Genomic DNA, 23830 nt, shown 5'->3' with positions numbered 1-23830 from the left:
GGGCTTCTCATCGTTTCGGTGGGAAGCTTTTTTTACGATAAGAAATGAGGACATTCTATGACACGTACACGATTCAATGATTTTAACTTAAGCACACCGATTCTCGATTCAATCGAGCAACTCGGCTACACGATACCAACCGAAGTCCAGCAATCCGTCATTCCGGTCGTACTATCTGGAAAAGATGTCATCGTCAAATCACGGACGGGGAGCGGAAAGACGGCATCGTTTGCGATCCCACTGTGTGAACTCGTCGAGTGGGAAGAAAACAAACCACAAGTCTTAGTCTTGACGCCAACACGTGAGCTCGCCTTGCAGGTCAAAGAAGATATCATGAACATCGGACGTTATAAGCGGATCAAAGCGACAGCTGTCTTCGGCAAGCAACCGTTCCGTGGACAAGTCACGGAGCTCAAGCAAAAGACACACGTCGTCGTCGGAACACCGGGACGCGTACGCGATCATATCGAGCGGGGCACGTTATCGCTTGAGAAAGTCCGTTACGTCGTTTTAGATGAAGCGGACGAAATGCTGAACATGGGCTTCCTCGATCAAGTCGATGCCATCTTGTCTGAGTTACCGAAGGAGCGAATGACACTATTGTTCTCTGCGACCTTCCCAGAAGACATCGAACAGTTGAGTGACCGTTACATGGAGGCACCAAAACGAATCGAAGCGGGTGAAACCGTCGTCTCAACGATTACGCATAGTTATATTCCGGTGACGGATAAGACGAAGTTCGCCATTTTAAAAGATGTCCTGGTCGCTGAAAACCCGGATCGTTGCATGATCTTCTGTCGGACGAAAGAACACGTTGATTTCGTCGCGAATGGTCTACGCGCACATGACTATCCGGTTGAAGCGATCCATGGTGGGATGGAACAAGACGATCGACTCGATGCGATGAAAGCCTTCCGTGCCGGGAAGTTCCGGATTCTCGTTGCAACAGATGTCGCGGCACGCGGCATCGATATCGAGAACATCACGCATGTCATCCAGTATGATCTCCCTGTCGAACGAGAAAGCTATGTTCACCGGACCGGTCGAACGGGTCGTGCAGGAGCAGCAGGACAAGCAATCAGTCTCGTCACACCGGCAGACGAACGTCGCCTGAAGGAAATCGAGCAGTATCACGGGAAGCTGACACGTCGCCAAGCACCGACAGAAAAGGACTTGATGCGGACAGCGGATGCGTTCGAAGAGAAAATGGCGACGGAAGATACACGTTCTTCGAAAACGGAACAGCTTGATGCGGACATCATGAAGTTGTTCTTCAACGGTGGGAAGAAGAAGAAACTCCGTGCCGTCGACTTCGTTGGAACGATTGCGAAGATTGAAGGCGTCACAGCAGACGACATCGGCATCATCTCGATTCAGGATACGTTGACGTATGTCGATATCCTCAACGGAAAAGGTCCGCTTGTCCTCCGGGCGATGAAGACGACGAAGGTCAAAGGGAAACAATTGAAAGTGTACGAAGCATTCAAGAAATAAGACAAGCCGGTCATTCTCCGCTTAAGCGAAGAGGGACCGGCTGTTTTGCGTCAAGGCATGTCCAAGATGGAGTCCGCTTGCGGCTGCTTGGGCAAGCGAGTGTGTAGCACCGGAACAATCACCGATCGCATAGACACCAGGACATGTCGTCTCAAACGTCTCTGATGTCTCAAGCATCGGTGCGTAAAACTTGCCATCTAGTCCATAAAGCAACGTATCTCCCGGAAGTTCCACTTCAAGGAGTTGCTCAAGGCGTTCTAAAAACCCTTCTAAGACGAGCAGGTCTTCTGCAGGCATTTCTGCATGCAAATTACCGGGAGACGCGGTTAGGGAAGGGACAATGGTGTTACGACTCAATTGATCGTGTGCCGTCGCTCGCGATGCTCGGAAATCACTGAGTCGCTGAACGAGAATGCGATCACCACCTTGGTTGATTCCGCCAATGATGCGTGCGGCATACGCATTCGCTTTCGCTAGTGTTGAAAAATACCGCGGGAGAAATAGCGTGAAGTTCAGATTTGTCGAGCCGTCTGTTGTCTCGTGGACATTTTGACCGTCCGGCATGACGAGTCCTTCTTGATATTTGCGGATGATCCGTCCGCGCGGATTCATGCAATAGGTGACGGCTTGACCGTAAGGCGAGTCGTAACCGAGCTTCGTCTCGAACGTCTCCTGTAACAATGTCCGAAATAGTACCTCATCCGTCTCAATTCGCACCCCGAGATCGAGTCGGGTCCGCTGTGGGGTGATACCAAGCGTCGCTAACTGGTGCAACGTAAAGTCTGCACCAGAACGACCCGTCGCGAACACGATCCGTTGACTGACGAAGGTCTCGTCCGCTGTTTTGATCGTAAACGACTTCGACTTCGTGATCTGCTCGATTGTCGTTTCGAATCGGGCATCGAGACGCGGTAATAAGGCGTCCTCAAACGCCGTGAAGACAGCAGCTGTCCGTACTGTGCCTAAATGACGGACGGTCGTCTCGACCGAATGTAGATCGGCGCGACGGGCACGAGACGCTACAGTAGGGGAATGCGTGGAATAGGTCTCAACTGTACCTCCACCATATGTACATAAGAGATCATCGACTTCTTCGAACAGTCGTCGTGTCGTCTCTTCACCGATTTTTGAGACGAGTTCCCCGCCGAATCCCGTCGCATAATTGAACTTTCCTTCTGATTTGCCAAGCCCTGCGAATCCAAGATACGCATCTTCTGCCTTGCGCTCGCGAATCGGTTTTCCGGCATCGAGCAGTAGGACGCGTTGTCCATCTTCAACGAGCTGATGGGCGAGGAAAATTCCTGCCACACCGGCTCCGATAATCGTCACATCATACATCACAGACGCCTCCTTTTCTTTGAGTATACAAAAAAGCCGGATTCCTGTGAAAGGAATCCGGACTAGGTGAGATCGCTTATTTCCACTCTGCGATGTCAGCGATTGGTAGACGAACTGATGGGTATCCTGCGTCGACTGCTTTACCGATTGAAAGCAGCATGACTGGAAGATAACGTTCTTTTTCAAGACCGAATGCTTCTGCGATTTGGTCTTTTTCGTAACCACCGATTGGGTTTGTATCGTAACCGTGTGCACGAGCAACGAGCATCAATTGCATCGAAACGAGACCTGAGTCGATCAAGATGCTATCACGTAATGTTTCAACGTCTTCTGGACGGTAGAAACCTTTGATAGCTGGTACTTGGCGATCACGTACTTCTTGCGGCATAAGACCTTTTTCCACAGCCATATCATAGATTGTCTCGATGCTGTCGACTGCGTTCATGTCACCGAAGACAGCGATGACAGCAGAAGATGTCTCGACTTGAACTTGGTTGAATTTTGCGAGTGGTGCGAGTGTCGCTTTACCTTCTTCGCTATCGATGACGAGGAAACGCCATGGTTGCATGTTAACTGAAGATGGTGCAAGTGTTGCTTCTTCAAGGATTTGTGTCATTTCTTCTTTTGAAATTTTTACGTTCGTGTCGTAGTTACGAATCGAGCGGCGTCCTTTGACGATTTCCATGAAGTCCGTTGTTGTTTGAGTAGTCATAATTATTCAATCTCCCTTGTGTGTGTTTTCTTTTTTTATAGTGTAAAAAAACTTATTTCCAGTCTGCGATGTCGTTGATTGGTAGGCGAACCGATGGGTATCCTGCGTCAACCGCTTTACCAATCGATAGCAACATGACCGGTACATAACGCTCTTTTTCAAGACCGAATGCTTCCGCGATTTGATCTTTCTCGTAACCACCAATTGGGTTTGTATCATATCCGTGTGCACGAGCGACGAGCATCAATTGCATCGAGACGAGACCCGAGTCGATCAAGATGCTGTCTTTCAAATCGTTCGCCGATACACTGCTGTACATACCTTGAATCGCTGGTACTTGGCGATCGCGTACTTCTTGTGGCATAAGCCCTTTTGCGACAGCTGTATCGTAGATGTTCTCGAGTTGATCAACAGCGTTCATGTCACCGAAGACCGCGATGACAGCAGAAGATGTCTCGACTTGGACTTGGTTGAATTTCGCGAGTGGTGCGAGTGTCGCTTTGCCTTCTTCGCTATCGATGACGAGGAAACGCCATGGTTGCATGTTGACAGAAGAAGGTGCGAGTGTTGCCTCTTCAAGAATTTGTGTCATTTCTTCTTTTGAGATCTTCACGTCTGTATCGTAGTTACGGATCGAGCGACGTCCTTTGACGATTTCCATGAAGTCTGTTGTTGTTTGCGTTGCCATATTAAATCGACTCCTCTTTTAATTTAGGTAATGTGTCGGCGTTCGCTTCGATGCGTTGAATCATCTCAGCTAGCGTCCGTTGTTCTTCAGCGGAGAATCCTTCGAGTAAGTTCTCGAGGAACTCATCTTTTTGTTCGCGTAATCGTGCAATGCGCGTCGCCCCTTGTTCCGTTAAGGAAACAAGAATCACCCGATTGTCAGCGGCTGACCGCTCGCGAGCAATCATCCCGGTCGATTCCAGATGTTTGAGATGACGGGTCACTGCTGCATGATCGACATTGACGCGTTTTTGCAATTCTTTTTGACTGATCGTTTGATCGACTTGTAGTTGAGCAAGTAGGTCCATTCGAGTCTGACTGAAACCATCCGTACAGAGATCGAATTTTTGAGCAATCGTCTTATTGACGGAGACGAGTGCATAGATCAAACGTCCTTTTTCGGTGCAGGAAATACTCAATCCATCACATCCTTCCCTTCGTTCGAAGAAACCTTTGACGTATCAAAGATTGATATGTAAACGAATATAACGTGTTTATTTTGATGGCGCAACTTATCTGCTTCTGACATAAAAAAAGATATCATTCACGCAGAATGATATCGAGTCAGGCGACTTAGCTAATTTGGCGTTCAGACGCTGGAATTCCTTTTGCATCAATCGCTGCAATGATCCGGCGGAAATAAAACAACCAAAATTGCAGAAACGGTCCAATCAGGAAAATCGAGAGGATCGTACCGAAGAAAACAGGTCCCCCAAGCAACCAACCGATGCCGCATGCCGTGACTTCCATGATCGTCCGCATCAGACGAATCGACGTTCCGAAGCGCTCTGCAAGTGTCAGCGTTAACCCATCACGTGGACCAGCCCCGTATCCGACAGCGACATACAGACCAGCGCCCATCCCAATGATGAAGATACCGAAAATCAGCCAGAGCGTATTCAACCAGATCGATTCAAAAGAGGGTAAGAGATGAGAACCAAGCACAAGATTCATGAAGACACCGACGAAAATCGCGTTGACGAGCGTTCCGATTTGCGGTGTGACGCGGTCTAATGCGTACTTAACGAAAACGAGTAATAGACCAACAAGTAAGATGATCGTTCCGACGGATAGTGGCGTCTTCTTTTGGAGACCAAGATGCAATACATCCCACGTCGAGACACCGAGTTCAGCCGTGATCATCATCGATGAGCCAAGAGCGAGTAAAAATAAACCAAGCAGGAAGAGTCCCCACTTTAACGTAGCGCGTAACAACCAGGAAGCGCGATGACGCGTCATGTCTGGCACCTCATTTCTTAAAATAATTGATTCGTTAACTGTATCATGAGGAAAGTGGAAGAAGAAAGACGAAATTTTCCGTTTTTTCCATCTTAAGAAGGAGGGGAAGGAGGATTGAGACCCGTATACTGAAGAAAAAAGGAGATGACCGAATGAAAGCGATCCGGCACCTGATTCGTTTTACATATATAGAAGCCATCTGTTGCGTCTTTCCCGTGATGATTTTCGCAGCACTTGCTCTTTCACGTTATCTTCCTACTGAAACGGTTGCTCGATATGATCTCCTGTTGCTATGGTGTATTCTCGTCCAAATCGTCTTACTCGTCACACGTTATGAAACGATGGAGGAATTCAAACTGATCTTATTGTTTCACGTCATCGGTCTAGCACTTGAACTGTTCAAAGTGAACGTCGGGTCTTGGAGTTATCCGGAAGAAGCTTTGACGAAAGTGGCTGGTGTTCCATTGTATGCAGGATTCATGTACGCAAGCGTCGCGAGTTATGTCTGCCAGGCTTTTCGGCGATTTCATTTGCGATTCATAGCATTTCCTCCCCCGTGGCTTGCGATCAGCGTCGGCAGTCTCGTCTATCTCAACTTCTTCACCCACCACTGGATCTTCGATGCACGCTGGCTATTGATGGTTCTCGTCGTCCTCGTTTTCTATAAGTCATGGGTTTATTTTACGATCGAGCAGACGATTTACCGGATGCCGCTCGTCCTGTCCTTTTTACTGATCGCCTTTTTCATTTGGATCGCAGAGAATATCGTGACGTTCTTTAAAGGCTGGGTCTATCCGCATCAAGAAGGAGGCTGGGCAGTCGTTGATCTTGGAAAATTATCTTCTTGGTTCCTACTTGTGATCATCACGGTTTTGATCGTCATCGTCGCGAAATATAAGCGTCAGGATCCGGCTGTGGAAATTCAGCAACGCACCTAAATAAAAAAATAACCCGGTTATTTTTTTGAACTACTTCCGCGTTTTTTCGTTGCTATAGTGAAAAAAACGCAAAGGAAGTGGTTACGGATGATGCAACAGGTGTTGGAACGAGCAACTGAATTGGTACAGATGAAATTAGCGGTCGTGGAGCGGTATGAAGATTGGCAACTCTGGCTCGACGAAGTGAACGGAATCGATGAATGGGTCAAGATGTCAGCGTATTATGCACCGCGCGACGTTCAAGAAACACCGGTCATTGACGAAGTAGTGGAGCTAGAGAAGCAGACCATCGTAATACCATCGCAAGTACCTGTCGAGCCAGTACGCAAGCAACGTTATGCCTATACGTTTCAGCGGGGGTTAAAAGGCGGTACTTTACTAGAATGGTCCGGCAGTCATATTTCAGAACGAGACGTCCGCGATTGGAATCTCGAGCACGGCATGGAAGTCCGGGTCCGTATCGATCGTCAGGATGATCAAAAAACGATGTGCCGTGTTGAAGCCGTCGTCTCGACGGAGCGAATGAGAGAGAATCCGGAACGTGTCGTGTTTGAACAAGCAATCGTCAAGGCACATGGAATCATTGAGGAAACGGTGAATGGTCCACTGCAAGATGAGTCGGGCAGATCGTTCTATTATGTCGTACCGGTAGAAGACATGCGCTATTTCCGACTAGAAGCAGGGCAACTCGTCGATCTCGTCATGTGGCGGGGGCGGAAGGATACACTGACGATTGCTTGGAAGCATCCTTTCATGTATGAGGAGCCGATCATCAATACATCATCTAACCGCCCAGCAGCGATAGAACAACCGGTAGTGAAGGCACCTGTGACAATGAAAAAATCGGACCGGTATGCACGAAAAATGAAACGACAACCGGTGCCGAAAGCTAAAAAAGCGCAGCGTCGCGTCCGTATGCCAAAAGAGCGAACGATTGAACCAATCGTGACGACAGCCGTACCTGGGCAATTGATGGACTTCATCGATAAGACACCGCTTGATTTCACGCGCTTCACAGGAATGCGTCTCGTCATCGTCGGAAACGAACAACAGACCGCTGTCTATCGAGAGTTCTTTGCGCCGACGGGGATTGAATTAATTCATCTAGCAGGGGACGCGCAGTCCGCGAAAAAGATTGCCTGTCTCGCCAAAAAGACGGATGCGATCGTCGTCGTAACGAGTCGTGTCTCCCACGCAGCGAGTGCGCATGTCATCGCGCAGGCGAAGAAGCATGGTATTCCATTCGCGATGGAACGCCTCGATGGTCGACGATCGCTATATACAGCTTGTGAACGACAACTGGAGCGTGCTTGGCTCAACCAGCAACGAGACGGGAAATTATTGAAAAAAGAGTGAAACATTAGAAGAATTCGACCGTAAAGTAAGGTGAGAACTTATTTTTCAAGGAGGACCTTACTCATGTCATCTCAATTAAAAAAAGCAGCGAAGGAGTCGCTCAGCGGTCGTTGGGGATTTGCCATCCTCATGTTCGTACTGTTTTCTATCATCCAGAGCGTTCCGACGTTCATCGGACCAGATCCTAACGAAGATCTAAATGCGATGAGTGCGGTCAGTATCATTCTTTCGATTTTATTGATCCCAATTGCAGCGGGTTGGACGTGGGTCGCGATGTCGTTCGCACGCAATGAAGAAGTCAAAGTAGCTGATTTGTTCGAACCGTATAAAATCTTCGGTAAAGTCATCGGCGTCTCGATTGTGCAAGCGGTCTTCTTATTCCTATGGACCTTACTCTTGATCATTCCAGGGATCATCAAGTCGTTCTCTTACTTGTTGACGTTCTACATCCTTCGAGATGAACCATCAGTCGGTATTCTCGAGGCGATCACGCGTTCACGTCAACTCATGGATGGTCATAAAATGGAAGCATTCTTACTCTTCCTATCATTCATTGGTTGGGCATTACTTGTGATTGTTACACTTGGTCTTGCTGTCTTATGGGTCGGACCATACTTCAGCGTCACGATGGCAAAATTCTATGATCGTGTTCGTGGTGAACAAGCACCAGAGCCAACATCAGATTTCGTCGCACCATATTAATACCGGATCCCGACACGACGTCGGGATTTTTTTATGCGTGAAATAATTCCGATTGGAAAAGACGGTTTAATGGTTGCTTTAGTTCAGTGAATTTTGTACGATGAATGCAACACATCTTATCTAGAGAAGTCGAGGGACTGGCCCGAAGACACTTCAGCAACCCCGCCGTGGCGGAAGGTGCTACTTCCAGGAAGGGATACCTTCCGAAGATAAGAGCGGACAGGACAAGATACCGTCGCTCTTTTCGAACTTCGAAAAGAGCGTTTTTTTATGATAAGGGGGACGATGGAGTGGAGTATGGTTTTTGGTTACCGATTTTTGGGGGATGGTTACGTAACGTCGAGGATGAACAGATGCCACCGACCTTCGATTATGCGAAACAAGTCGCACAAACAGCAGAACGAATCGGCTTCTCGACGACGTTGATTGCGGAATTGAACTTGAATGATATCAAAGGCATCAAGGAACCGAGTCTTGAGGCATGGACGACGGCAGCAGCGATTGCTGCAACGACAGAACGCCTTGAGATCATGACAGCGGTTCGTCCCGGGTTCCATAATCCAGCGACGACGGCGAAGATGGCGGCAAACATCGATCAGTTGAGTGGTGGACGCTTTACGCTCAACGTCGTCTCAGCGTGGTGGGCAGAGGAAGCGAAACAATACAACGGTATCTTCACAGCGCACGATGAACGCTATGCTCGGACGGAAGAGTTCGTCACGGTCATGAAGGGACTATGGGCAGATGCGTCACCGTATAGCTTCTCCGGTCATCACTACACGATCGAGCAAGCAGAACTCCATCCGAAGCCAGTCCAGCGTCCGGGGATCAAGCTCTACGCTGGTGGAGAGAGTGAAGCTGGAAAGCGAACGATCGTCGAACACTGTGACGCTTATGTCATGCACGGGGGCACTGTTGAAGAAGTAGCCCATAAAATCGACGACATGAAAGTACGCCGGGAAGCGACGGGACAAACGCCGCTCGAAAGCTTCGGTCTTGCTGCCTACATCATTTGTCGGGATACGGAAGAAGAAGCGCTTCTTGAATGGCAACGGATCACGGACGTCAAGGAAGACAGCGCCGGTTATGCCGGTTATCAGGATTTCATTAGTAAATCGCAACTGGAGCAACAGGTTGAGCGGAACGATTATTCTGTCTCGAACCGTGGTCTACGTCCGAATTTAATCGGGACACCAGAACAAATCGCTGAACGGATTCTAGCGTTCGAAGCCGTCGGTGTCACGTTACTTTTGTTACAATTCTCACCACAACTTGAAGAAATGGAACGCTTTGCTCGTGACGTAATGCCACTGGTCGAAGCGAAACGAAAGGTAGGTCAACAATCATGACAAAAATTCATATTCTCCACGAAAACCAAGAATGGACGGACCATCTCATCAAACGTCTCGAAGAACTCGAATTACCGTATGAACAGTGGCACTTGAATGAAGGAATCGTTCCGCTGGATGAACTGCCGCCAGAAGGCGTCTTTTACAGCCGAATGAGTGCCTCTTCGCATACGCGGGGACATCGTTACGCGCCGGAGTTGACGGAAGGGGTCCTCGCTTGGTTAGAAGAGCATGACCGGACCGTCTTTAACGGAACGCGTGCGCTCCGTCTTGAAGTCAGCAAAGTCAATCAATATACGGCGTTGCGTAAGGCTGGGATTCGTGTACCGAAGACGACGGCTGCCGTCGGACGTGATCAAATCGTACAAGCAGCAAAAGAAATCGGTGTTTCGTCATTCATCACGAAACACAACCGTGCCGGGAAAGGTCTCGGCGTCCAGTTATTCCATTCGATTGAAGCACTTGAAGCTTATCTCGATGGTCCGACATTCGACGAACCAGTCGATGGCATCACATTGATTCAAGAGTATATTCAAGCACCAGAACCGTACATCACGCGTTGTGAGTTCGTGGGTGGAAAGTTTGTCTACGCGGTTCGAGTCGATACGTCAGAAGGTTTTGAGCTTTGCCCAGCGGATGCATGTGTGATCGACGACTTGTTCTGCCCAGTTGGTGAAGAAGCGCCGCAAACGCCGATGAAGTTCCAAATCGTTGAAGGCTTCGATGACCCGATCATCCAAAAGTACGAAGCGTTCCTCCAAGCGAACCAGATCGCGGTCGCAGGCATCGAGTTCATCAAGGATGCGTCAGGTACGATCTATACGTATGACGTCAATACGAATACGAATTACAATTCAGATGCTGAGGCAGCTGCAGGACGCTACGGCATGCTCGAACTGGCGAAGTTCCTCGGTGCAGCGCTTGAAACAAGCACGGTAAAATAAGAATCGGCTCCCGCCCTGTCACCAGACGTTATAAGACCGGATGACAGGGTATTTGTATAGAAAAAGGGGGCATATGTATGGTTACGTGGAGAGAAGAACGACAGCTCGACATCCCGATCGAAGAAGCATGGCACTTGTTTGATCACACGCGACTGCAGCGTTTGATTCCAAATGTCGTCCAGCACGAGGTGATTGAACGAAAACCGGGTATCGTCGGTTCGACGTATCGCCAAACGTACATGCAGGGCAATCGACTTGAAACCTATATTGTGACCGATTTAGCCTATACGAATGAACCTGACTTCAAACAAAATACGATTGGATTTACGTTAGCACGGATCTTCAAGATTGAGATGACCTTTACACTCAAACCGCTCGGACCTGATCGCTGTCTATTGATCTATACGGGAAAAAACGAGGGAGCAAACTTTGTTGGAAAGAGTTTGTTGTCGCTTGGAGGAGAACGGGAGAACGAAAAAATTGTTCACGGGCTGCTGCAGCGTGTCGAAGAAGAAGCAGCAAAACAAAAGAAGAACAATGCATAAAAACACGGATTCCCGCACTTGGGAATCCGTGTTTTCGTATCTTATCGATTCGTATACGATTTGTGACTGCTCGGCAACCCAGAGAGGTAGCCGACACCACCCGTTTTTTGAATACCGATGCCGTCTTTCATCGCTTTTTCAAGCGCCTTTGGATCGACGGCGGTGATTTGTTTGTCAGTCAATGACTCACCCGGATGTTGATAGTTACTTAGGAGGTAGCTATACTTCCCAACATGATCGAGTGAACGAAGGCCAGTTGCTTCCGCTCCGACTGGAACCGAAAGGATACGTGATAACTTTTTCGTCTTCAGGTTATAAGCCCAAACGAAATTGTTCGTGTGCAAGGAGCTGTCTTCACCGATGAAGAGCGTATCAGATGTCGCGGAGTAGGCGAGATTATCTGGATTCGCGACAAGATTAGGATTCGCTGTGTTGCCGTAAGCATCCGGCTTCTTCAGATCTTCACCAATGACAAGTGCTTGCATATTCGTTGGTACGTAAAGGCTGTCGATGCCTTTTGCACGACCAAGATCGATTTCGAATGTCGCACCCGATTCACGTTTTTCAAGCTGGATGTCGTCTTGGACAGCACCTTCTTGTTTTTCGGTACTACCTGACACATAAGACAAGGCGATGTAGGCTTTTTTGTCTTGCTCGTTGACCGTGATGCCTTCCATCTTGTTGAACTCTGATGTTGCACCAAGCAAAGCACCATAACGACGTGATTCAAGGAAGGCTGCCTCTTTTTCTTTTCCAGGCTTGAGCTTCAAGTATTCGACTTGTTTGCTGGCAGCTGTTTTGACCGCTTTAAAGCCAGGTGTCGGCGCATCTGCTGTCTCGAAGATGTCGCTGAACTTCGTCCCTTTATCAATCAAGCGTTTGACTTCTTTATCGGAAGCATGACCAAGCTTGATCCACTCAAGGTCACCGGCTCCACCTTCTGTCGCGCGAGTTTGATTGAACTTCGCAGCGTAAAGTGTTCCTTTTGAGAAATCACGCTTTTTATCTGCGACATACATGAACATCATCGTGTTATTGCCGTCGTCACCAAAGATCGCGGTCTTTTGATCCGGTAGAATCTGCATCATCTCGTGCGAGAAACGACCTGTGCTGTAGTGTTTAACTGCTGTCGCTTTCCCTTTCCGGTCGACCGAGATTTCAGGCGTATACCCGTAGAAGTACGGATTGGCTTTTTTAGTCGTTCCGAAATAACGCTCAGCGAAGGCATTTACTTCTTTATAGGCAGACGAATTCTTATCTGATTCGAATGCACGGGCATCTGGTTCATATTCTTCTGACCCAAGGTGCGTTCCCCAAGGTGTCGTTGAACCGTTACATGATGTCCAGAGTCCGTTGACGTTTTCAAAATCAATCTTGCTGGCTTTTTTAACGGCAAGTTTTCCTGTCTTTTTATCTTGTACGACTTCCGTTAATGTCATCGATGCTGGAAGTCCCTTGACTTCGTTACCAGCGTTATCAATCGAGTCATATTCGAAGTGAGACACCATGTATTTTTTCCCGTGCACTTCAAGCAAGCTGTTCGAGTCTGGTGCATCTGAGACGAAAGCTTCCGGTTTGTCCGGTACACTGCGGTCGATGATCGGATTTCCTTTAGCATCGATCGGTGTCCCTGCTGCAATCATCTCGCCTTTGTTTTCGACGATTTTATCTTGCGACAGGAACAGTTGATTATAGTTCAACGGCTTCACTTCTGTTTTGCCGTTCGTATAGGTGACTTTGACTTTTGCTTCTGTATAAGTTTTTACCATCTGGTCGATTTTCGTCGGTGCATCCATCGACAAGAATTCGACCTTCTTGATATTACGTGTTGTATGAGAAGAGCTATGGGCATCCGCGAACATCGGGACCATACTTGATGACAAGACCGCTGCTGATAGACCAACCATGAGTGTTCGTTTCATTTTCGTTTCCCCCAAATGAGTTTGTGTTGTTGCTACATTTCCATTTAATCAGTCGATTATGTAGGGGGTGTAAAGAAACTTGGTCAGTTTTATCTCACTTAGTTAATGTTTCCTTTACAGTAAGGTAAACAAACGAGCAATCTGTGGATCATCTTGAAGATCTTTCAATGGTCGAAAACGGACGGCTCGTAATTCCTGTTGATCAAATGGGAGTTCGGGGTCGATCCCGAGTCGAGGTGCGGCACTATTCGCGACACGTTGGACAAGAAAACACGTCTCCGTCCCTTTATTGATTGAAATCTCGTAGAGTTGTCGTTCAATCGTGACGTGAAGTTGCGTCTCTTCTAACACTTCGCGCACGACGGCTTGTTCTTTTGTTTCGCCGTTCTCGACACCACCACCGGGTAACGTCCAGAATGTCCGGGAAGGGGTGTGTAACTCGACCATCAATATCTGTTCCTCTTCGATCAACGCAGCGCATACGCGATGTCGCATATCGCATTCCTCCTTTAATGTGTTCAAAAAAGAGACCGAAACGACAGTTCCGGTCTCCTCAAAATCATTGCGCGTATAACGCTGTTAATTGCTGTTGGATCGTATCATTGTTCAAGTACTCATCGTATGTCGTTTCTTTATCGACGATACCGTTTGGCGTTAACTCGATAATACGGTTCGCGATCGTTTCGACGAACTGATGGTCATGCGAGCTGAAGAGCATCGCACCTTTATAAGCAATCAAGCCATCGTTGAGTGCTGTGATCGATTCGAGATCCAAGTGGTTCGTTGGATCGTCGAGCACGAGGACGTTGGCGCCGCTGAGCATTGCTTTTGAAAGCATACAACGGACTTTCTCGCCCCCAGATAAGATAGATGCTTTTTTCATGACTTCTTCACCTGAGAAGAGCATCCGACCGAGGAATCCACGGAGGAACGTATCGCTCTCATCTGCCGGTGAATACTGACGGAGCCAATCGAGGATCGTCTTATCCGAGCCTTCGAAGAATTCCGAGTTATCTTTTGGCAAGTACGACTGTGAAGTCGTGACGCCCCATTTGAACGTACCGCTATCCGGTTCCATCTCACCCATAAGGATTTTGAATAATGTCGTGATTGCGATATCGCTTTGGCTGATGAACGCGACCTTATCTGTCTTGTTCAATGAGAAGCGAACGTTATCAAGGACTTTGACGCCATCGATCGTCTTCGAGATACCGTCGACCATCAAGAGATCATTTCCGATTTCACGTTCCGGTGTGAAACCGACGAACGGATAACGGCGTGATGATGGACGAATGTCGTCGAGTGTGATTTTATCAAGTAACTTCTTCCGTGACGTCGCTTGTTTCGCTTTCGAAGCGTTCGAGCTGAAACGTGCGATGAAGGCTTGAAGTTCTTTGATTTTCTCTTCTTTTTTCTTGTTTTGGTCATTTGCCATACGTGAAGCAAGCTGACTTGATTCATACCAGAAATCGTAGTTTCCAATATACAGTTGAATCTTACCGTAATCGAGATCCGCCATGTGCGTACAGACGTTGTTCAAGAAGTGACGGTCGTGGGAAATGACGATGACCGTGTTTTCGAATCCGATCAAGAATTCCTCGAGCCATTTGACGGCTTTCAAATCAAGTCCGTTCGTCGGCTCATCGAGTAAGAGAATGTCTGGTTTACCGAACAACGCTTGCGCAAGCAAAACTTTGACCTTTTCAGATCCTGTCAGCTCAGCCATCGTCTTCGAATGAAGGTTTTCTTTAATGCCGAGTCCTTGAAGAAGCATCGCTGCTTCCGACTCTGCTTCCCAACCGTTCATCTCAGCGAATTCACCTTCGAGTTCAGCGGCACGCATGCCGTCCTCGTCTGAGAAGTCTTCTTTCATATAGATCGCATCTTTTTCTTTCATGACTTCATAGAGACGTTTGTGTCCCATCATGACAGCTTCGATGACTTGGAATTCTTCGTATTCGTAATGGTTCTGACGGAGAACTCCTAAGCGTTCGCCTGGTGTGATGATGACATCGCCTTGTTGTGCTTCGATGTCACCTGCGAGAATTTTCAGGAATGTCGACTTACCGGCGCCATTCGCACCGATTAGACCATAACAGTTACCTGGTGTGAACTTGATGTTGACGTCTTCGAATAATTTTCGGTCTGCAAAGCGAAGACCGACGTTTTGTACTGTAATCATATAGAGATGAACCCTCGTTTCTAGTAAGTGATGTGCTCATTCGAGTGTACCACAAATCGTGATCTGTCGTAGAGCAGGCAAAGTTCCCTCCATATTAGGACAGAAATTAAAAATAAGCAACCAGACTTTTAAAAAAATGAAACATTTTCCAGATGAATGCGTAGAACAAGATAAGGAATTCGTTAGAGGAGGGGTTAGATGGCCATCTTTTTCACATTATTGTTTTTCGCCCTCATCGTTTTGCTTGGCATGGAACTCTACCGCTATATCCAAGAAAAGATCGATAAAGGAGATTCAGAATGAGAGAAATCAAACCGAAGAAAAAAATTCGTCCATCGATGATCATCGCTGGTGTGCTCGTACTAGCGTTGCTTGCAACAACGCCGTTCATCGTTGAACAAATCGAACCTGGACAAGTTGGTGTCGTCTATACACCGTCAAGCGGTGTCAAAGATGAGACGTTATCGCAAGGCTGGCATGTCGTTTCACCCATCACACGGGTGACGGAATATCCGATTCGGACACAGACAAAAGCACTTGAGAACATGACACTTGCGACAAAAGACGGGAAGAACATCGTCGTTGACTTTACATACAGCTTCTCCGTCTCACCGGATAAGGTGACGAAAGTCTTCAATAAGTTCGGACCGATCGAAATCGATGAGATCGCAAAAGGTTACCTGAAACAACGTCTCTATGATGCATCGCGTGAGCAAATCTCAAAAGTCACCGTCCTTGAACTGTTCGGTGAAAAATCAGGGAATGTCTCGACGAGCATTCAGACGCAGTTTGCGGAAGACGTCAAAGAGATTGGTTTCATCATTGAAGATGTCGCACTCGGTGCACCGAAACCAGATGAGAAGACACAGGAAGCAATCGATGCGCGTGTCAAAGCGTCGCAGGAACTCGACAAAAAGAAAACGGATCTTGAAATCGCTAAAGCAGAAGCAGAGCGTCTTCGCGTAGAAGCGAAAGGGGCAGCCGATGCTCGTTTGATCGAAGCGCAAGGTTTGGCAAAAGCTCAAAAAGAACTACAAAAGACGTTGACAGAAGAGATGATTCAATACGAAGCTGTCAAGAAGTGGGACGGGAAATCACCACTCGTCAGTGGATCAGGGAGTATGGTTCAATTACCGATTCCAGATGGTACAACAGAAGAAAAGAATTAAAACTCGATGTGCTTGGAGACAAGCACATTTTTTTATTTCATCATAATAAAATGACTGTACTAATGCTCTTATGGCATTAAATTTTAATATATCAATAAATAATGATATATTTTATATCTTTTAAATCCCAAATTAATGGTTTAATTACCTTATTTAGAAGGAAGAAGGTGTAAAGAAAAGTCATTTAGATCAACTAGGTCAATAAGTTGTTCCAATTGAAGGAGGAATTTTATTGTATCGAAATCGATCACCAAATCTTTTTATCATCTTAATGATCTTACTGGCAACAAGCTTTCCAATTCCGCACAGTCATGCGACGACTGAGGAATTCGAAATTCCAGACCCTTTGACGTCATCGTTTTGTGAAGAGACGTTGAATGATCCAAAGAAAAAGGACTTGTTGGAAAAAGAGGAAATTAAAAAATGCGAAGAACTTTTGGAAATAGAGAAGATACCTCCAACCGAGAGCGAAGACCCACCAACACCCGAGACATCCTCAACCGAGAGCGAAGACCCACCAACACCCGAGACATCCTCAACCGAGAGCGAAGACCCACCAACACCCGAGACATCCTCAACCGAGAGCGAAGACCCACCAACACCCGAGACATTCCCAACCGAGAGCGAAGACCCACCAACACCCGAGACATCCCCAACCGAGAGCGAAGATCTACCAACACCCGAGACATCCCCAACCGAGAGTGAAGACCCATCAACACCTGAGACACCCCCAACCGAGAATGAAGATCCACCAACACCCGAGACACCATCAACCGAGAATGAAGATCCATCAACATCTGAGATAGCTCCAGATGAAGAAGACAATGAAGTTCCCGTGCAACCTGATTCTGAAGAAGAATCATCGAGCGAAATTACAGCACCTGCCCCAAAGCCAATTAAACCAAGACAAGAGAAGCAACAAGCGGTTGCACCGACACTTGCCGGAGTAGCACTGCTCGGAACATCAAACTTAGATGCTTCCTATAATGGAACGACTCAAACGATTACATTAGGAAATACTGTTTCTGGATTGTTGAGCTTAAATTTATCAAGCGGATATATTATTTTTCGACTACCACCAGAAGTGATGCAAAGTATTGAAACGAGTTCCATCAAACTTCAATATCGCTATAATGGATTACTTGGAATTGGATCGCAAACGAGAGATGCGACAGCAATAATCGATCGAACGAATAACCAAATTTATGCTGATGTTAGCTCTTTATTAAAGCTATCTCTTCTAAGTAACGATCGATTCACCTTATCTTTCAAAGTCGGCAATCTACCAGTCGGAGTCGATAAAGTCTATACATTTCGGAGCGTTTTAGCAGATGGATTAGTTGATTTAAATGTTTTAAGTAGTGGTACGGCGACAGCAACACTTGGAATCGGACCAACATTTAACTTAATCGTACCAGATACGTTAGACTTCGGAAGTCATGAGTTGACCGGACGTGAGAAAATAATTCCTCGCTTGTTCCCAATGACGATTTCTATTTCGCACGAAAATGCAACAGGTTACAACTGGAAGCTACAAGCGAATCTCAGTCGTCCTTTGACGAGTAAAGAAAATCATGTGTTAAATGATGTTCTTTATTTTAAGACCACTTCTAAAACCCAATTGTTACAAGCGACTGCTATTGAAATCGCAACAGGGACGATGTCGGCTAGCTCGAATCAAACACCGTTAACCTACGCAGAAAACGAAGGGATTATTCTCGACTTAACTGGAAAATATCCAAAACCTTCATCGTATAGCGCAGATATTCAATGGAGTTTAATCAATGCACCATGAAAAGGAGAGAACAGAAATGAAGAAACGTTTCGCTGTTTCGACGGTATTGATGAGTACGGCTTTGGTTTTAGGAACAACTACTGGATGGGCAGCGACTTCTACTGGCGAGTCGACGGCAAAAATCACGTTCACGACGAATGAAGCACCGGTCATCGTGGATCCAGATGATCGGGACCCGAATAATCCATATGAACCAGACAAAAACGGCGGAAACACACCTACAGGAAATACAGGACCATTGACACTCGATTATGCGCCTAACTTTGATTTTGGATCAAACGAATTGCTTTCTAACAAAGCTGAGTTTAAGGCGACCGATCAAAAACCATTTCTCCAAGTAACGGATCGTCGGGTCAATCCGACAGAATGGGAAGTGACCGTGAAGTTGGGAGACTTTATAGATGAAGGTGGAGCCCCCTCGTTAGTTGGTTCAACGTTATCCATTGATGCTGGAACTGTTCAAACACTAGTGAATGTATCAGGATTCACGGCACCTACGACAGGAGACATAACATTGACACCAGGAAATGCAGGAGATGCGCAAACGATATTAACATCCCCAGAAGGAACGTTCTCAACTTGGCAAATTTACTGGAAGGGTAACGGAACCGATAACGATTACATCAAACTCAATGTACCAATCAATTCTCAAGTGAAAGGCACGCATACCGCAACACTCGACTGGACGCTTACGGATGTCGTGAATTGACTTGAAAGCAGGTGGAGAAAAAGATGAAACGATGGGGAATCAGTTGTCTTGCTATACTACTTTATGGATTGTTATTCTGTGTCATACCTTCGACTAGTTTTGCGGAAGATCGTGTCAATTTTTCGATTGAAGCCGTTCCAAATACCTATCAAGTCGATTCGGGTGTCTCGTACTTTGATTTACGTATGACAGCGAAACAAAAAACGAATATTCAAGTTCGAATTTTCAATCACGGACCGGAGGATCATACGTTTTTGACATCAATCCGGAATGCGACGACGAACGATAATGGTTTGATTGTTTACGATCAAAAGAAACCTGTCCCGTTAGCTCCGACTTCCTTGACGGATCTCATCCAACCGAATACAAAATCGACGTTCATCAAAGGAGGCGAATCGAAAGTCGTTTCTTTACCACTTGAGATTGTGAACGATTTAGACGGTACCTTGTTAGCTGGTGTTCGGGTAGAGAAGAAACCAGAAAAAGAAACAGCTGAAAAAAATACAATCGGTATTCAAAATCGTCACTCTTACATCATCGGTTTGAAAGTCCGCTCTTCGATTAAAGAATTGGCGCCCGAGATAACATACGAAGGGGTAGAGGCGAAATCGTCTTTTTCTAGACCGACCGTCTTCGTTAAGCTAGCCAATCAGGTACCGACGATCAGTCAGCCCATGAAGTTCGAAGCCGTCGTCACGCAAGGTAAAAAAGTTGTCGTTCGTAAAAAGATGGAAGTTCGATTTGCTCCGTCGATTTATATGAGAACACCGATTGAAACGACGGGAATCTTAGAACCAGGTATGTATCACATTAATATCCGTGTTGAAGGAGAAGAAAAAACGTGGAAGTGGAAAGATAGCTTTAAAATCACGAAGCGTCAAGCAGACCAGATGAAAGAACAGATGCCCGAGCGAGAGATCGAGGAAAATTCCAACTCCTTCGTCGGTGAATGGTCGAAGGAACTCATGATTGCCTCGACGTTGATTATCTTTTTATTGATTGGTTACATCTATCGTTTGAAAAAACAACAACGCCAGACATGAAAAAAAGCAGATTCTCAGCGCTGAGAATCTGCTTTTTGATTAGCGAGAAGCTTGTTCAAACCCTTGAGCGATTGCAATGATCACTTGTGTTGCTTTGACCATATTATCGACCGAAATGAATTCAAACTTGCCGTGGTAGTTCTCGCCACCGGTAAAGATGTTCGGTGTCGGAAGACCCATGTATGACAGTTGTGATCCATCCGTTCCACCACGGATCGGCTTAATGATCGGTGTGATGTCAAGCGACTCCATCGCTGCATGAGCAATATCAATGATGTGCATGTGGGGTTCGATTTTTTCGCGCATATTGTAGTACTGATCGTGTAAATCGATTTCCACACTACCTGCGCCATACTTTTTGTTCCACTCATCGACAAGGGCAGATAAGAAGTGTTTCCGTCCTTCGAATGCCTCACGATCAAAATCACGAATGATGTAGTCGAGTGTCGTTTTTTCGACAGAACCGTCAAACGAAATTAAGTGGAAGAATCCTTCGAAACCATCCGTGAATTCAGGAGACTCTTCTCCAGGAAGACGATCGTGGAATGCCATCGCATGTTTCTGCGAATTGACCATCTTATCTTTTGCTGTTCCTGGATGGACATTCGTTCCATGGAAGACGATTTTGGCCGCAGCCGCATTAAAACTTTCGTATTCGAGTTCACCAAGCGGACCGCCGTCGACCGTATAAGCATACGTGGCATCGAATGCTTCGACATTGAAGTGATGTGGTCCACGACCGATTTCTTCGTCTGGTGTGAAGGCAACACGAATGCGACCATGCTTGATTTCTGGATGTGAAATCAGATGATGCATTGCTGTCATGATTTCTGCGATTCCGGCTTTATTATCGGCACCGAGTAATGTCGTACCATCCGTTGTCATTAAGGTATGACCAACATAGTTGTGTAGTGCTGGAAAATCAGTTGGCGACAGGATGACGGACGGTACTTCACTTAACGTGATTGGATTTCCGTCATATGCTTCCACGAGTTGCGGACGGACATTCGTACCTGTAAAGTCCGTTGCCGTATCAAGGTGAGCAAGGAAACCAATTGTCGGAATGTCTGCATCTGTATTAGCGGGTAACGTCGCCATGACATAACCATTGTCATCGACCGTGATCTCTTCCATGCCAATTGTCTTTAATTCTTCTACGAGCAAACGAGCCAGTGTCCATTGCCCTTCAGTTGTTGGAACAGTTGTACTCTCATAGTTCGACTGTGTATCGACTTTCACGTATGTAGTTAGACGATCAATCAATTCTTGTTTCAAATCAAAAACGTCCCTTCTCGTCATAAGATACCTTCATCATAGCATGAACGACTAATGTGAGAGAATTCTGAATCATGATAGACTAATAATGAAAAAGGGGGAATTCTTCATGAGAGCATTCGTAGTCGATCAGTATGGAAAAGACGCATCACTTACAGAAAAAGACGTCACACCTGAAAAAGCGGGGAAACACGAATTACGGGTTCAAATCGAGGGGTCGAGCATCAATCCACTTGATACGAAGATGTTCTTCGGACATGTGGCGGCGGCTTCGACGACTGGAATTCTCCAGGGCGATGTAACGGGGAAAGTCATTGAGATCGGCGAGGGTGTGACGTCTTTTTCTATCGGCGATCGCATCGTCGCATTCGGTGGCGGACTTGGAACACGTGCCGGTGCGCTAGCGGAAGAAATGCTTGTACCTGAACAGATGGCAGTCTTACGACCGGAAGGGGTCTCGGCTGAGGTTGCTGGTTGTTTACCGGTGATTGGGTTGACGGCGATGGAAATTTTAAAAGAGCGAATCGCGATTACCCCAGGAATCCGTGTTTATGTAGCAGGTGGAACGGGTGGAGTAGGACATCTTACCGTGCAACTTGCTCATCATTATGGATGTGACGTCACAGCGAGCGCCTCTTCTGACGAGAAGGCAGCTTGGCTAGAAGCAAAAGGGATCCGCGTTCATCGGTACAAGGAAGAATCGGCTGAAGTGTTGCTAAACCGACTGGATCTGGACGGATTCGACGTCATTATTGATACAGTCGGCGGTGACCATTTACAAGAATCGTTCATACTCGCTAAAGAGCGGGGACGCATCATTTCGATCGCGACACGGACGACACAAGATTTAACGATGATGCATAGTAAAGCTTTGTCACTTGAAGCTGTGTTCGTCGCGCTTCCGTTACTGAAAGGAAAAGTAGATGAGATGAAACAACAGCAACGCCACTTATCAGAACTCATTCATTTAGTGGAAGAGGGAACGATTGAGATTCGAATTGAAGAGCAAATTCCCTATGAACGCGATGCACTAAACGATCTCTATCAACGATTTGATCAAACATCACACTTTGGTAAGGTGAGCGTATATCCAACCCCTAAAAAATGATTCTCCATTCATTTTACATTTCCTGTTAAAAATATAAAAAATCCGCTACTGAAAAATTCGGTAGCGGATTTTTTAGATAACACATCATTTACGACGAACGAGAATGCTTTTTGGAGCGAGTTGTGGCATGGAAGGAGGAGTCGGGAAATCTTTCTGCTCCGGTTGCTCCCATACGACTTCGAATTTTTGACGCAACTTGTTGAATGCCTGCTCGACAGCTTTTTTCAATTGTGAGGCATCAAGAGCAGGACTATCTGTCGTAATCGCAAGCAGTCCTCCACGATTCGTCAGATGAATGACTTTTTGGATCCAAAGGGCGAGATCCTGTTCCGTCCGAAACTGACGCGTCCGTGTATTAACTTGTACGGGCGGATGGAATAAGACGACGTCAAAACGAGTTTTCTTATCCGCTTGTTCGATGTAGTCGAACGCATCCTGAACTATAATCTTCTGTTTTTCGGGAGTAAAACTGTTCAACATCAGATTATCTTTTGTCTTATTTCGACTACGTGTCGAGAAATCAACGCTTGTCGTTCGGGCAGCTTCACCATAAAGGGCAGCTACCGTTAACGTTCCTGTATCGGAAAAGAGGTTAAGTACGGTCTTTCGTTCGACGGAATCGAGAAGGATTCGGCGTAGTTCACGTTGGGCAATGTCAAAACCAGTCCGCATGCCAGCATCCAAGTCATACTCATACAACACACCATATTCTTGTGCGACTTCAGGAAAATCGCCTCGTTCCCCCTTCAAAAAGTCGTCGCCTTTGACCGGTTGAAGATCGACGAGGAAATCTCGTTTTTCATAAATGCTTCTATAATTCAGTAGTGATTCAAGAGCCTCAAGAATCAGTGGGCGGAATGTATAGATGCCTTCATTTTCGAATGTAATGAGGTAATGATGATCATAACAGTCGATCGTCAAACCACCAATACCATCTCCAGCACCGTTAAAGATACGGAAGGCTTCTGAATACTCTTCAAAAAATTCATTTCGTTTGTCTAACGCTTTTTCAAAAAGTTGTTTGAAGAAGGCGACATCAATCGCTTCTTGCTCGTCCATTGAGAGAGTCCAACCGACACCTTTTTCCTGCTTGCCAAAATAACCGGTCGCGAGGTATTCTTTATGTTCTGTCATCAGATGAAGCAGTCCGCCTGCCTCTTTGACATGGTGCAAAGCTTCGAACATTTCCTTGCGTAACGCGGGATACCCGCTTTGAATCGATTCAATCCATTCTGGTTTGACGACAACTGGATAAAGTTCACGGGACATGTTAGTTTCCTCATT

Annotated in this window: 22 protein-coding genes and 1 riboswitch; of the genes, 12 read left to right on the top strand and 10 right to left on the bottom strand. The window is 46.6% G+C overall.

Going from position 1 to position 23830, the window contains the following annotated elements:
* Nucleotides 1–57 precede the first annotated feature (57 nt).
* Complete coding sequence (locus tag AYO36_RS13615) at nt 58–1494, top strand: DEAD/DEAH box helicase (protein WP_064300736.1); 1437 nt, start codon at nt 58–60, stop codon at nt 1492–1494.
* Between the two features lie 21 nt (nt 1495–1515).
* Here the strand turns inward: AYO36_RS13615 and AYO36_RS13610 are convergent, their stop codons facing one another.
* The 5 genes from AYO36_RS13610 to AYO36_RS13590 all read right to left on the bottom strand — a co-directional run bounded on the left by AYO36_RS13610 (nt 1516) and on the right by AYO36_RS13590 (nt 5509).
* The gene (locus AYO36_RS13610; protein ID WP_064300735.1) at nt 1516–2832 is read right to left on the bottom strand and encodes an NAD(P)/FAD-dependent oxidoreductase; all 1317 of its coding nucleotides are present in this window, start codon (nt 2830–2832) and stop codon (nt 1516–1518) included.
* A 76-nt stretch (nt 2833–2908) separates the two neighbouring features.
* Nucleotides 2909–3544, bottom strand: coding sequence for a nitroreductase family protein (locus AYO36_RS13605; RefSeq protein WP_023469790.1), 636 nt, complete (start codon nt 3542–3544; stop codon nt 2909–2911).
* A gap of 52 nt (nt 3545–3596) precedes the next feature.
* Nucleotides 3597–4232 (bottom strand): nitroreductase family protein, encoded by a 636-nt coding sequence (locus tag AYO36_RS13600; protein ID WP_050678777.1) that lies wholly within the window; start codon nt 4230–4232, stop codon nt 3597–3599.
* 1 nt (nt 4233) lies between these two features.
* Nucleotides 4234–4689, bottom strand: coding sequence for a MarR family winged helix-turn-helix transcriptional regulator (locus AYO36_RS13595; protein ID WP_023469788.1), 456 nt, complete (start codon nt 4687–4689; stop codon nt 4234–4236).
* A 154-nt stretch (nt 4690–4843) separates the two neighbouring features.
* Nucleotides 4844–5509: a YczE/YyaS/YitT family protein gene (locus AYO36_RS13590; protein ID WP_023469787.1), complete on the bottom strand. Its 666-nt coding sequence runs from the start codon at nt 5507–5509 to the stop codon at nt 4844–4846.
* Between the two features lie 152 nt (nt 5510–5661).
* Between AYO36_RS13590 and AYO36_RS13585 the strand changes: the two genes are divergently transcribed.
* The 6 genes from AYO36_RS13585 (at nt 5662) to AYO36_RS13560 (ending at nt 11343) form a co-directional block, all read left to right on the top strand.
* Nucleotides 5662–6447, top strand: coding sequence for a DUF817 domain-containing protein (locus AYO36_RS13585; RefSeq protein ID WP_064300734.1), 786 nt, complete (start codon nt 5662–5664; stop codon nt 6445–6447).
* Nucleotides 6448–6534: 87 nt separating this feature from the next.
* Nucleotides 6535–7803 (top strand): DUF2325 domain-containing protein, encoded by a 1269-nt coding sequence (locus tag AYO36_RS13580; RefSeq protein WP_064300733.1) that lies wholly within the window; start codon nt 6535–6537, stop codon nt 7801–7803.
* Nucleotides 7804–7866: 63 nt separating this feature from the next.
* Nucleotides 7867–8505, top strand: a complete 639-nt coding sequence (locus AYO36_RS13575) for a DUF975 family protein (protein ID WP_050678780.1) — start codon at nt 7867–7869, stop codon at nt 8503–8505.
* Nucleotides 8506–8618: 113 nt separating this feature from the next.
* A riboswitch (SAM riboswitch) is annotated at nt 8619–8721 on the top strand.
* A gap of 74 nt (nt 8722–8795) precedes the next feature.
* Complete coding sequence (locus tag AYO36_RS13570) at nt 8796–9854, top strand: LLM class flavin-dependent oxidoreductase (RefSeq protein WP_064300732.1); 1059 nt, start codon at nt 8796–8798, stop codon at nt 9852–9854.
* Complete coding sequence (locus AYO36_RS13565; protein ID WP_050678782.1) at nt 9851–10798, top strand: ATP-grasp domain-containing protein; 948 nt, start codon at nt 9851–9853, stop codon at nt 10796–10798. The genes AYO36_RS13570 and AYO36_RS13565 overlap by 4 nt, the downstream gene beginning before the upstream one ends.
* 77 nt (nt 10799–10875) lie before the next feature.
* Nucleotides 10876–11343 carry a hypothetical protein gene (locus tag AYO36_RS13560; protein ID WP_050678783.1) on the top strand — a complete coding sequence of 156 codons (468 nt, stop codon included), beginning with the start codon at nt 10876–10878 and terminating at the stop codon, nt 11341–11343.
* A gap of 41 nt (nt 11344–11384) precedes the next feature.
* Here AYO36_RS13560 and AYO36_RS13555 read toward each other — a convergent pair whose 3' ends face one another.
* The 3 genes from AYO36_RS13555 to AYO36_RS13545 form a co-directional block, all read right to left on the bottom strand.
* Nucleotides 11385–13265, bottom strand: coding sequence for a PhoX family protein (locus tag AYO36_RS13555; protein ID WP_064300731.1), 1881 nt, complete (start codon nt 13263–13265; stop codon nt 11385–11387).
* Nucleotides 13266–13379: 114 nt separating this feature from the next.
* Nucleotides 13380–13760 (bottom strand): NUDIX domain-containing protein, encoded by a 381-nt coding sequence (locus tag AYO36_RS13550; protein ID WP_064300730.1) that lies wholly within the window; start codon nt 13758–13760, stop codon nt 13380–13382.
* A gap of 64 nt (nt 13761–13824) precedes the next feature.
* Complete coding sequence (locus AYO36_RS13545) at nt 13825–15447, bottom strand: ABC-F family ATP-binding cassette domain-containing protein (protein WP_064300729.1); 1623 nt, start codon at nt 15445–15447, stop codon at nt 13825–13827.
* 299 nt (nt 15448–15746) lie between these two features.
* Between AYO36_RS13545 and AYO36_RS13540 the strand changes: the two genes are divergently transcribed.
* The 4 genes from AYO36_RS13540 to AYO36_RS13525 all read left to right on the top strand — a co-directional run bounded on the left by AYO36_RS13540 (nt 15747) and on the right by AYO36_RS13525 (nt 20163).
* Nucleotides 15747–16616 (top strand): prohibitin family protein, encoded by an 870-nt coding sequence (locus tag AYO36_RS13540; RefSeq protein WP_050678787.1) that lies wholly within the window; start codon nt 15747–15749, stop codon nt 16614–16616.
* Nucleotides 16617–16848: 232 nt separating this feature from the next.
* Nucleotides 16849–18411 (top strand): hypothetical protein, encoded by a 1563-nt coding sequence (locus AYO36_RS13535; protein WP_064300728.1) that lies wholly within the window; start codon nt 16849–16851, stop codon nt 18409–18411.
* A 16-nt stretch (nt 18412–18427) separates the two neighbouring features.
* The gene (locus AYO36_RS13530; RefSeq protein ID WP_035411877.1) at nt 18428–19120 is read left to right on the top strand and encodes a WxL domain-containing protein; all 693 of its coding nucleotides are present in this window, start codon (nt 18428–18430) and stop codon (nt 19118–19120) included.
* Nucleotides 19121–19143: 23 nt separating this feature from the next.
* On the top strand, nt 19144–20163 hold the full coding sequence (locus AYO36_RS13525; RefSeq protein ID WP_064300727.1) for a WxLIP family cell surface protein: 1020 nt from the start codon (nt 19144–19146) through the stop codon (nt 20161–20163).
* Between the two features lie 39 nt (nt 20164–20202).
* Here the strand turns inward: AYO36_RS13525 and pepT are convergent, their stop codons facing one another.
* Nucleotides 20203–21438, bottom strand: a complete 1236-nt coding sequence (gene pepT, locus AYO36_RS13520; protein WP_064300726.1) for a peptidase T — start codon at nt 21436–21438, stop codon at nt 20203–20205.
* Between the two features lie 109 nt (nt 21439–21547).
* On the opposite strand from pepT, the gene AYO36_RS13515 reads away from it, so the two are divergent.
* Complete coding sequence (locus AYO36_RS13515; RefSeq protein WP_064300725.1) at nt 21548–22546, top strand: zinc-binding dehydrogenase; 999 nt, start codon at nt 21548–21550, stop codon at nt 22544–22546.
* An 84-nt stretch (nt 22547–22630) separates the two neighbouring features.
* On the opposite strand, the gene AYO36_RS13510 is transcribed toward AYO36_RS13515, so the two are convergent.
* Nucleotides 22631–23815 (bottom strand): class I SAM-dependent rRNA methyltransferase, encoded by a 1185-nt coding sequence (locus AYO36_RS13510; RefSeq protein WP_064300724.1) that lies wholly within the window; start codon nt 23813–23815, stop codon nt 22631–22633.
* Between the last annotated feature and the right edge of the window lie 15 nt (nt 23816–23830).

Source organism: Exiguobacterium sp. KKBO11, from assembly GCF_001644945.1.
Classification (GTDB): Bacteria; Bacillota; Bacilli; order Exiguobacteriales; family Exiguobacteriaceae; genus Exiguobacterium_A; species Exiguobacterium_A abrahamii.
Note: the sequence above shows the minus strand (reverse complement) of the source record. Positions and strands in the feature narration are given on the sequence as shown.

Coding starts and splice junctions, on each gene's coding strand:
- AYO36_RS13600 (WP_050678777.1), bottom strand. CDS start 4,232: ATGGCAACGCAAACAACAACAGACTTCATGGAAATCGTCAAAGGACGT.
- AYO36_RS13580 (WP_064300733.1), top strand. CDS start 6,535: ATGATGCAACAGGTGTTGGAACGAGCAACTGAATTGGTACAGATGAAA.
- AYO36_RS13510 (WP_064300724.1), bottom strand. CDS start 23,815: ATGTCCCGTGAACTTTATCCAGTTGTCGTCAAACCAGAATGGATTGAA.
- AYO36_RS13540 (WP_050678787.1), top strand. CDS start 15,747: ATGAGAGAAATCAAACCGAAGAAAAAAATTCGTCCATCGATGATCATC.
- AYO36_RS13560 (WP_050678783.1), top strand. CDS start 10,876: ATGGTTACGTGGAGAGAAGAACGACAGCTCGACATCCCGATCGAAGAA.
- AYO36_RS13565 (WP_050678782.1), top strand. CDS start 9,851: ATGACAAAAATTCATATTCTCCACGAAAACCAAGAATGGACGGACCAT.
- AYO36_RS13545 (WP_064300729.1), bottom strand. CDS start 15,447: ATGATTACAGTACAAAACGTCGGTCTTCGCTTTGCAGACCGAAAATTA.
- AYO36_RS13515 (WP_064300725.1), top strand. CDS start 21,548: ATGAGAGCATTCGTAGTCGATCAGTATGGAAAAGACGCATCACTTACA.
- AYO36_RS13550 (WP_064300730.1), bottom strand. CDS start 13,760: ATGCGACATCGCGTATGCGCTGCGTTGATCGAAGAGGAACAGATATTG.
- AYO36_RS13525 (WP_064300727.1), top strand. CDS start 19,144: ATGAAACGATGGGGAATCAGTTGTCTTGCTATACTACTTTATGGATTG.
- AYO36_RS13585 (WP_064300734.1), top strand. CDS start 5,662: ATGAAAGCGATCCGGCACCTGATTCGTTTTACATATATAGAAGCCATC.
- AYO36_RS13555 (WP_064300731.1), bottom strand. CDS start 13,265: ATGAAACGAACACTCATGGTTGGTCTATCAGCAGCGGTCTTGTCATCA.
- AYO36_RS13615 (WP_064300736.1), top strand. CDS start 58: ATGACACGTACACGATTCAATGATTTTAACTTAAGCACACCGATTCTC.
- AYO36_RS13590 (WP_023469787.1), bottom strand. CDS start 5,509: ATGACGCGTCATCGCGCTTCCTGGTTGTTACGCGCTACGTTAAAGTGG.
- AYO36_RS13530 (WP_035411877.1), top strand. CDS start 18,428: ATGAAGAAACGTTTCGCTGTTTCGACGGTATTGATGAGTACGGCTTTG.
- AYO36_RS13605 (WP_023469790.1), bottom strand. CDS start 3,544: ATGACTACTCAAACAACAACGGACTTCATGGAAATCGTCAAAGGACGC.
- AYO36_RS13575 (WP_050678780.1), top strand. CDS start 7,867: ATGTCATCTCAATTAAAAAAAGCAGCGAAGGAGTCGCTCAGCGGTCGT.
- AYO36_RS13610 (WP_064300735.1), bottom strand. CDS start 2,832: ATGTATGATGTGACGATTATCGGAGCCGGTGTGGCAGGAATTTTCCTC.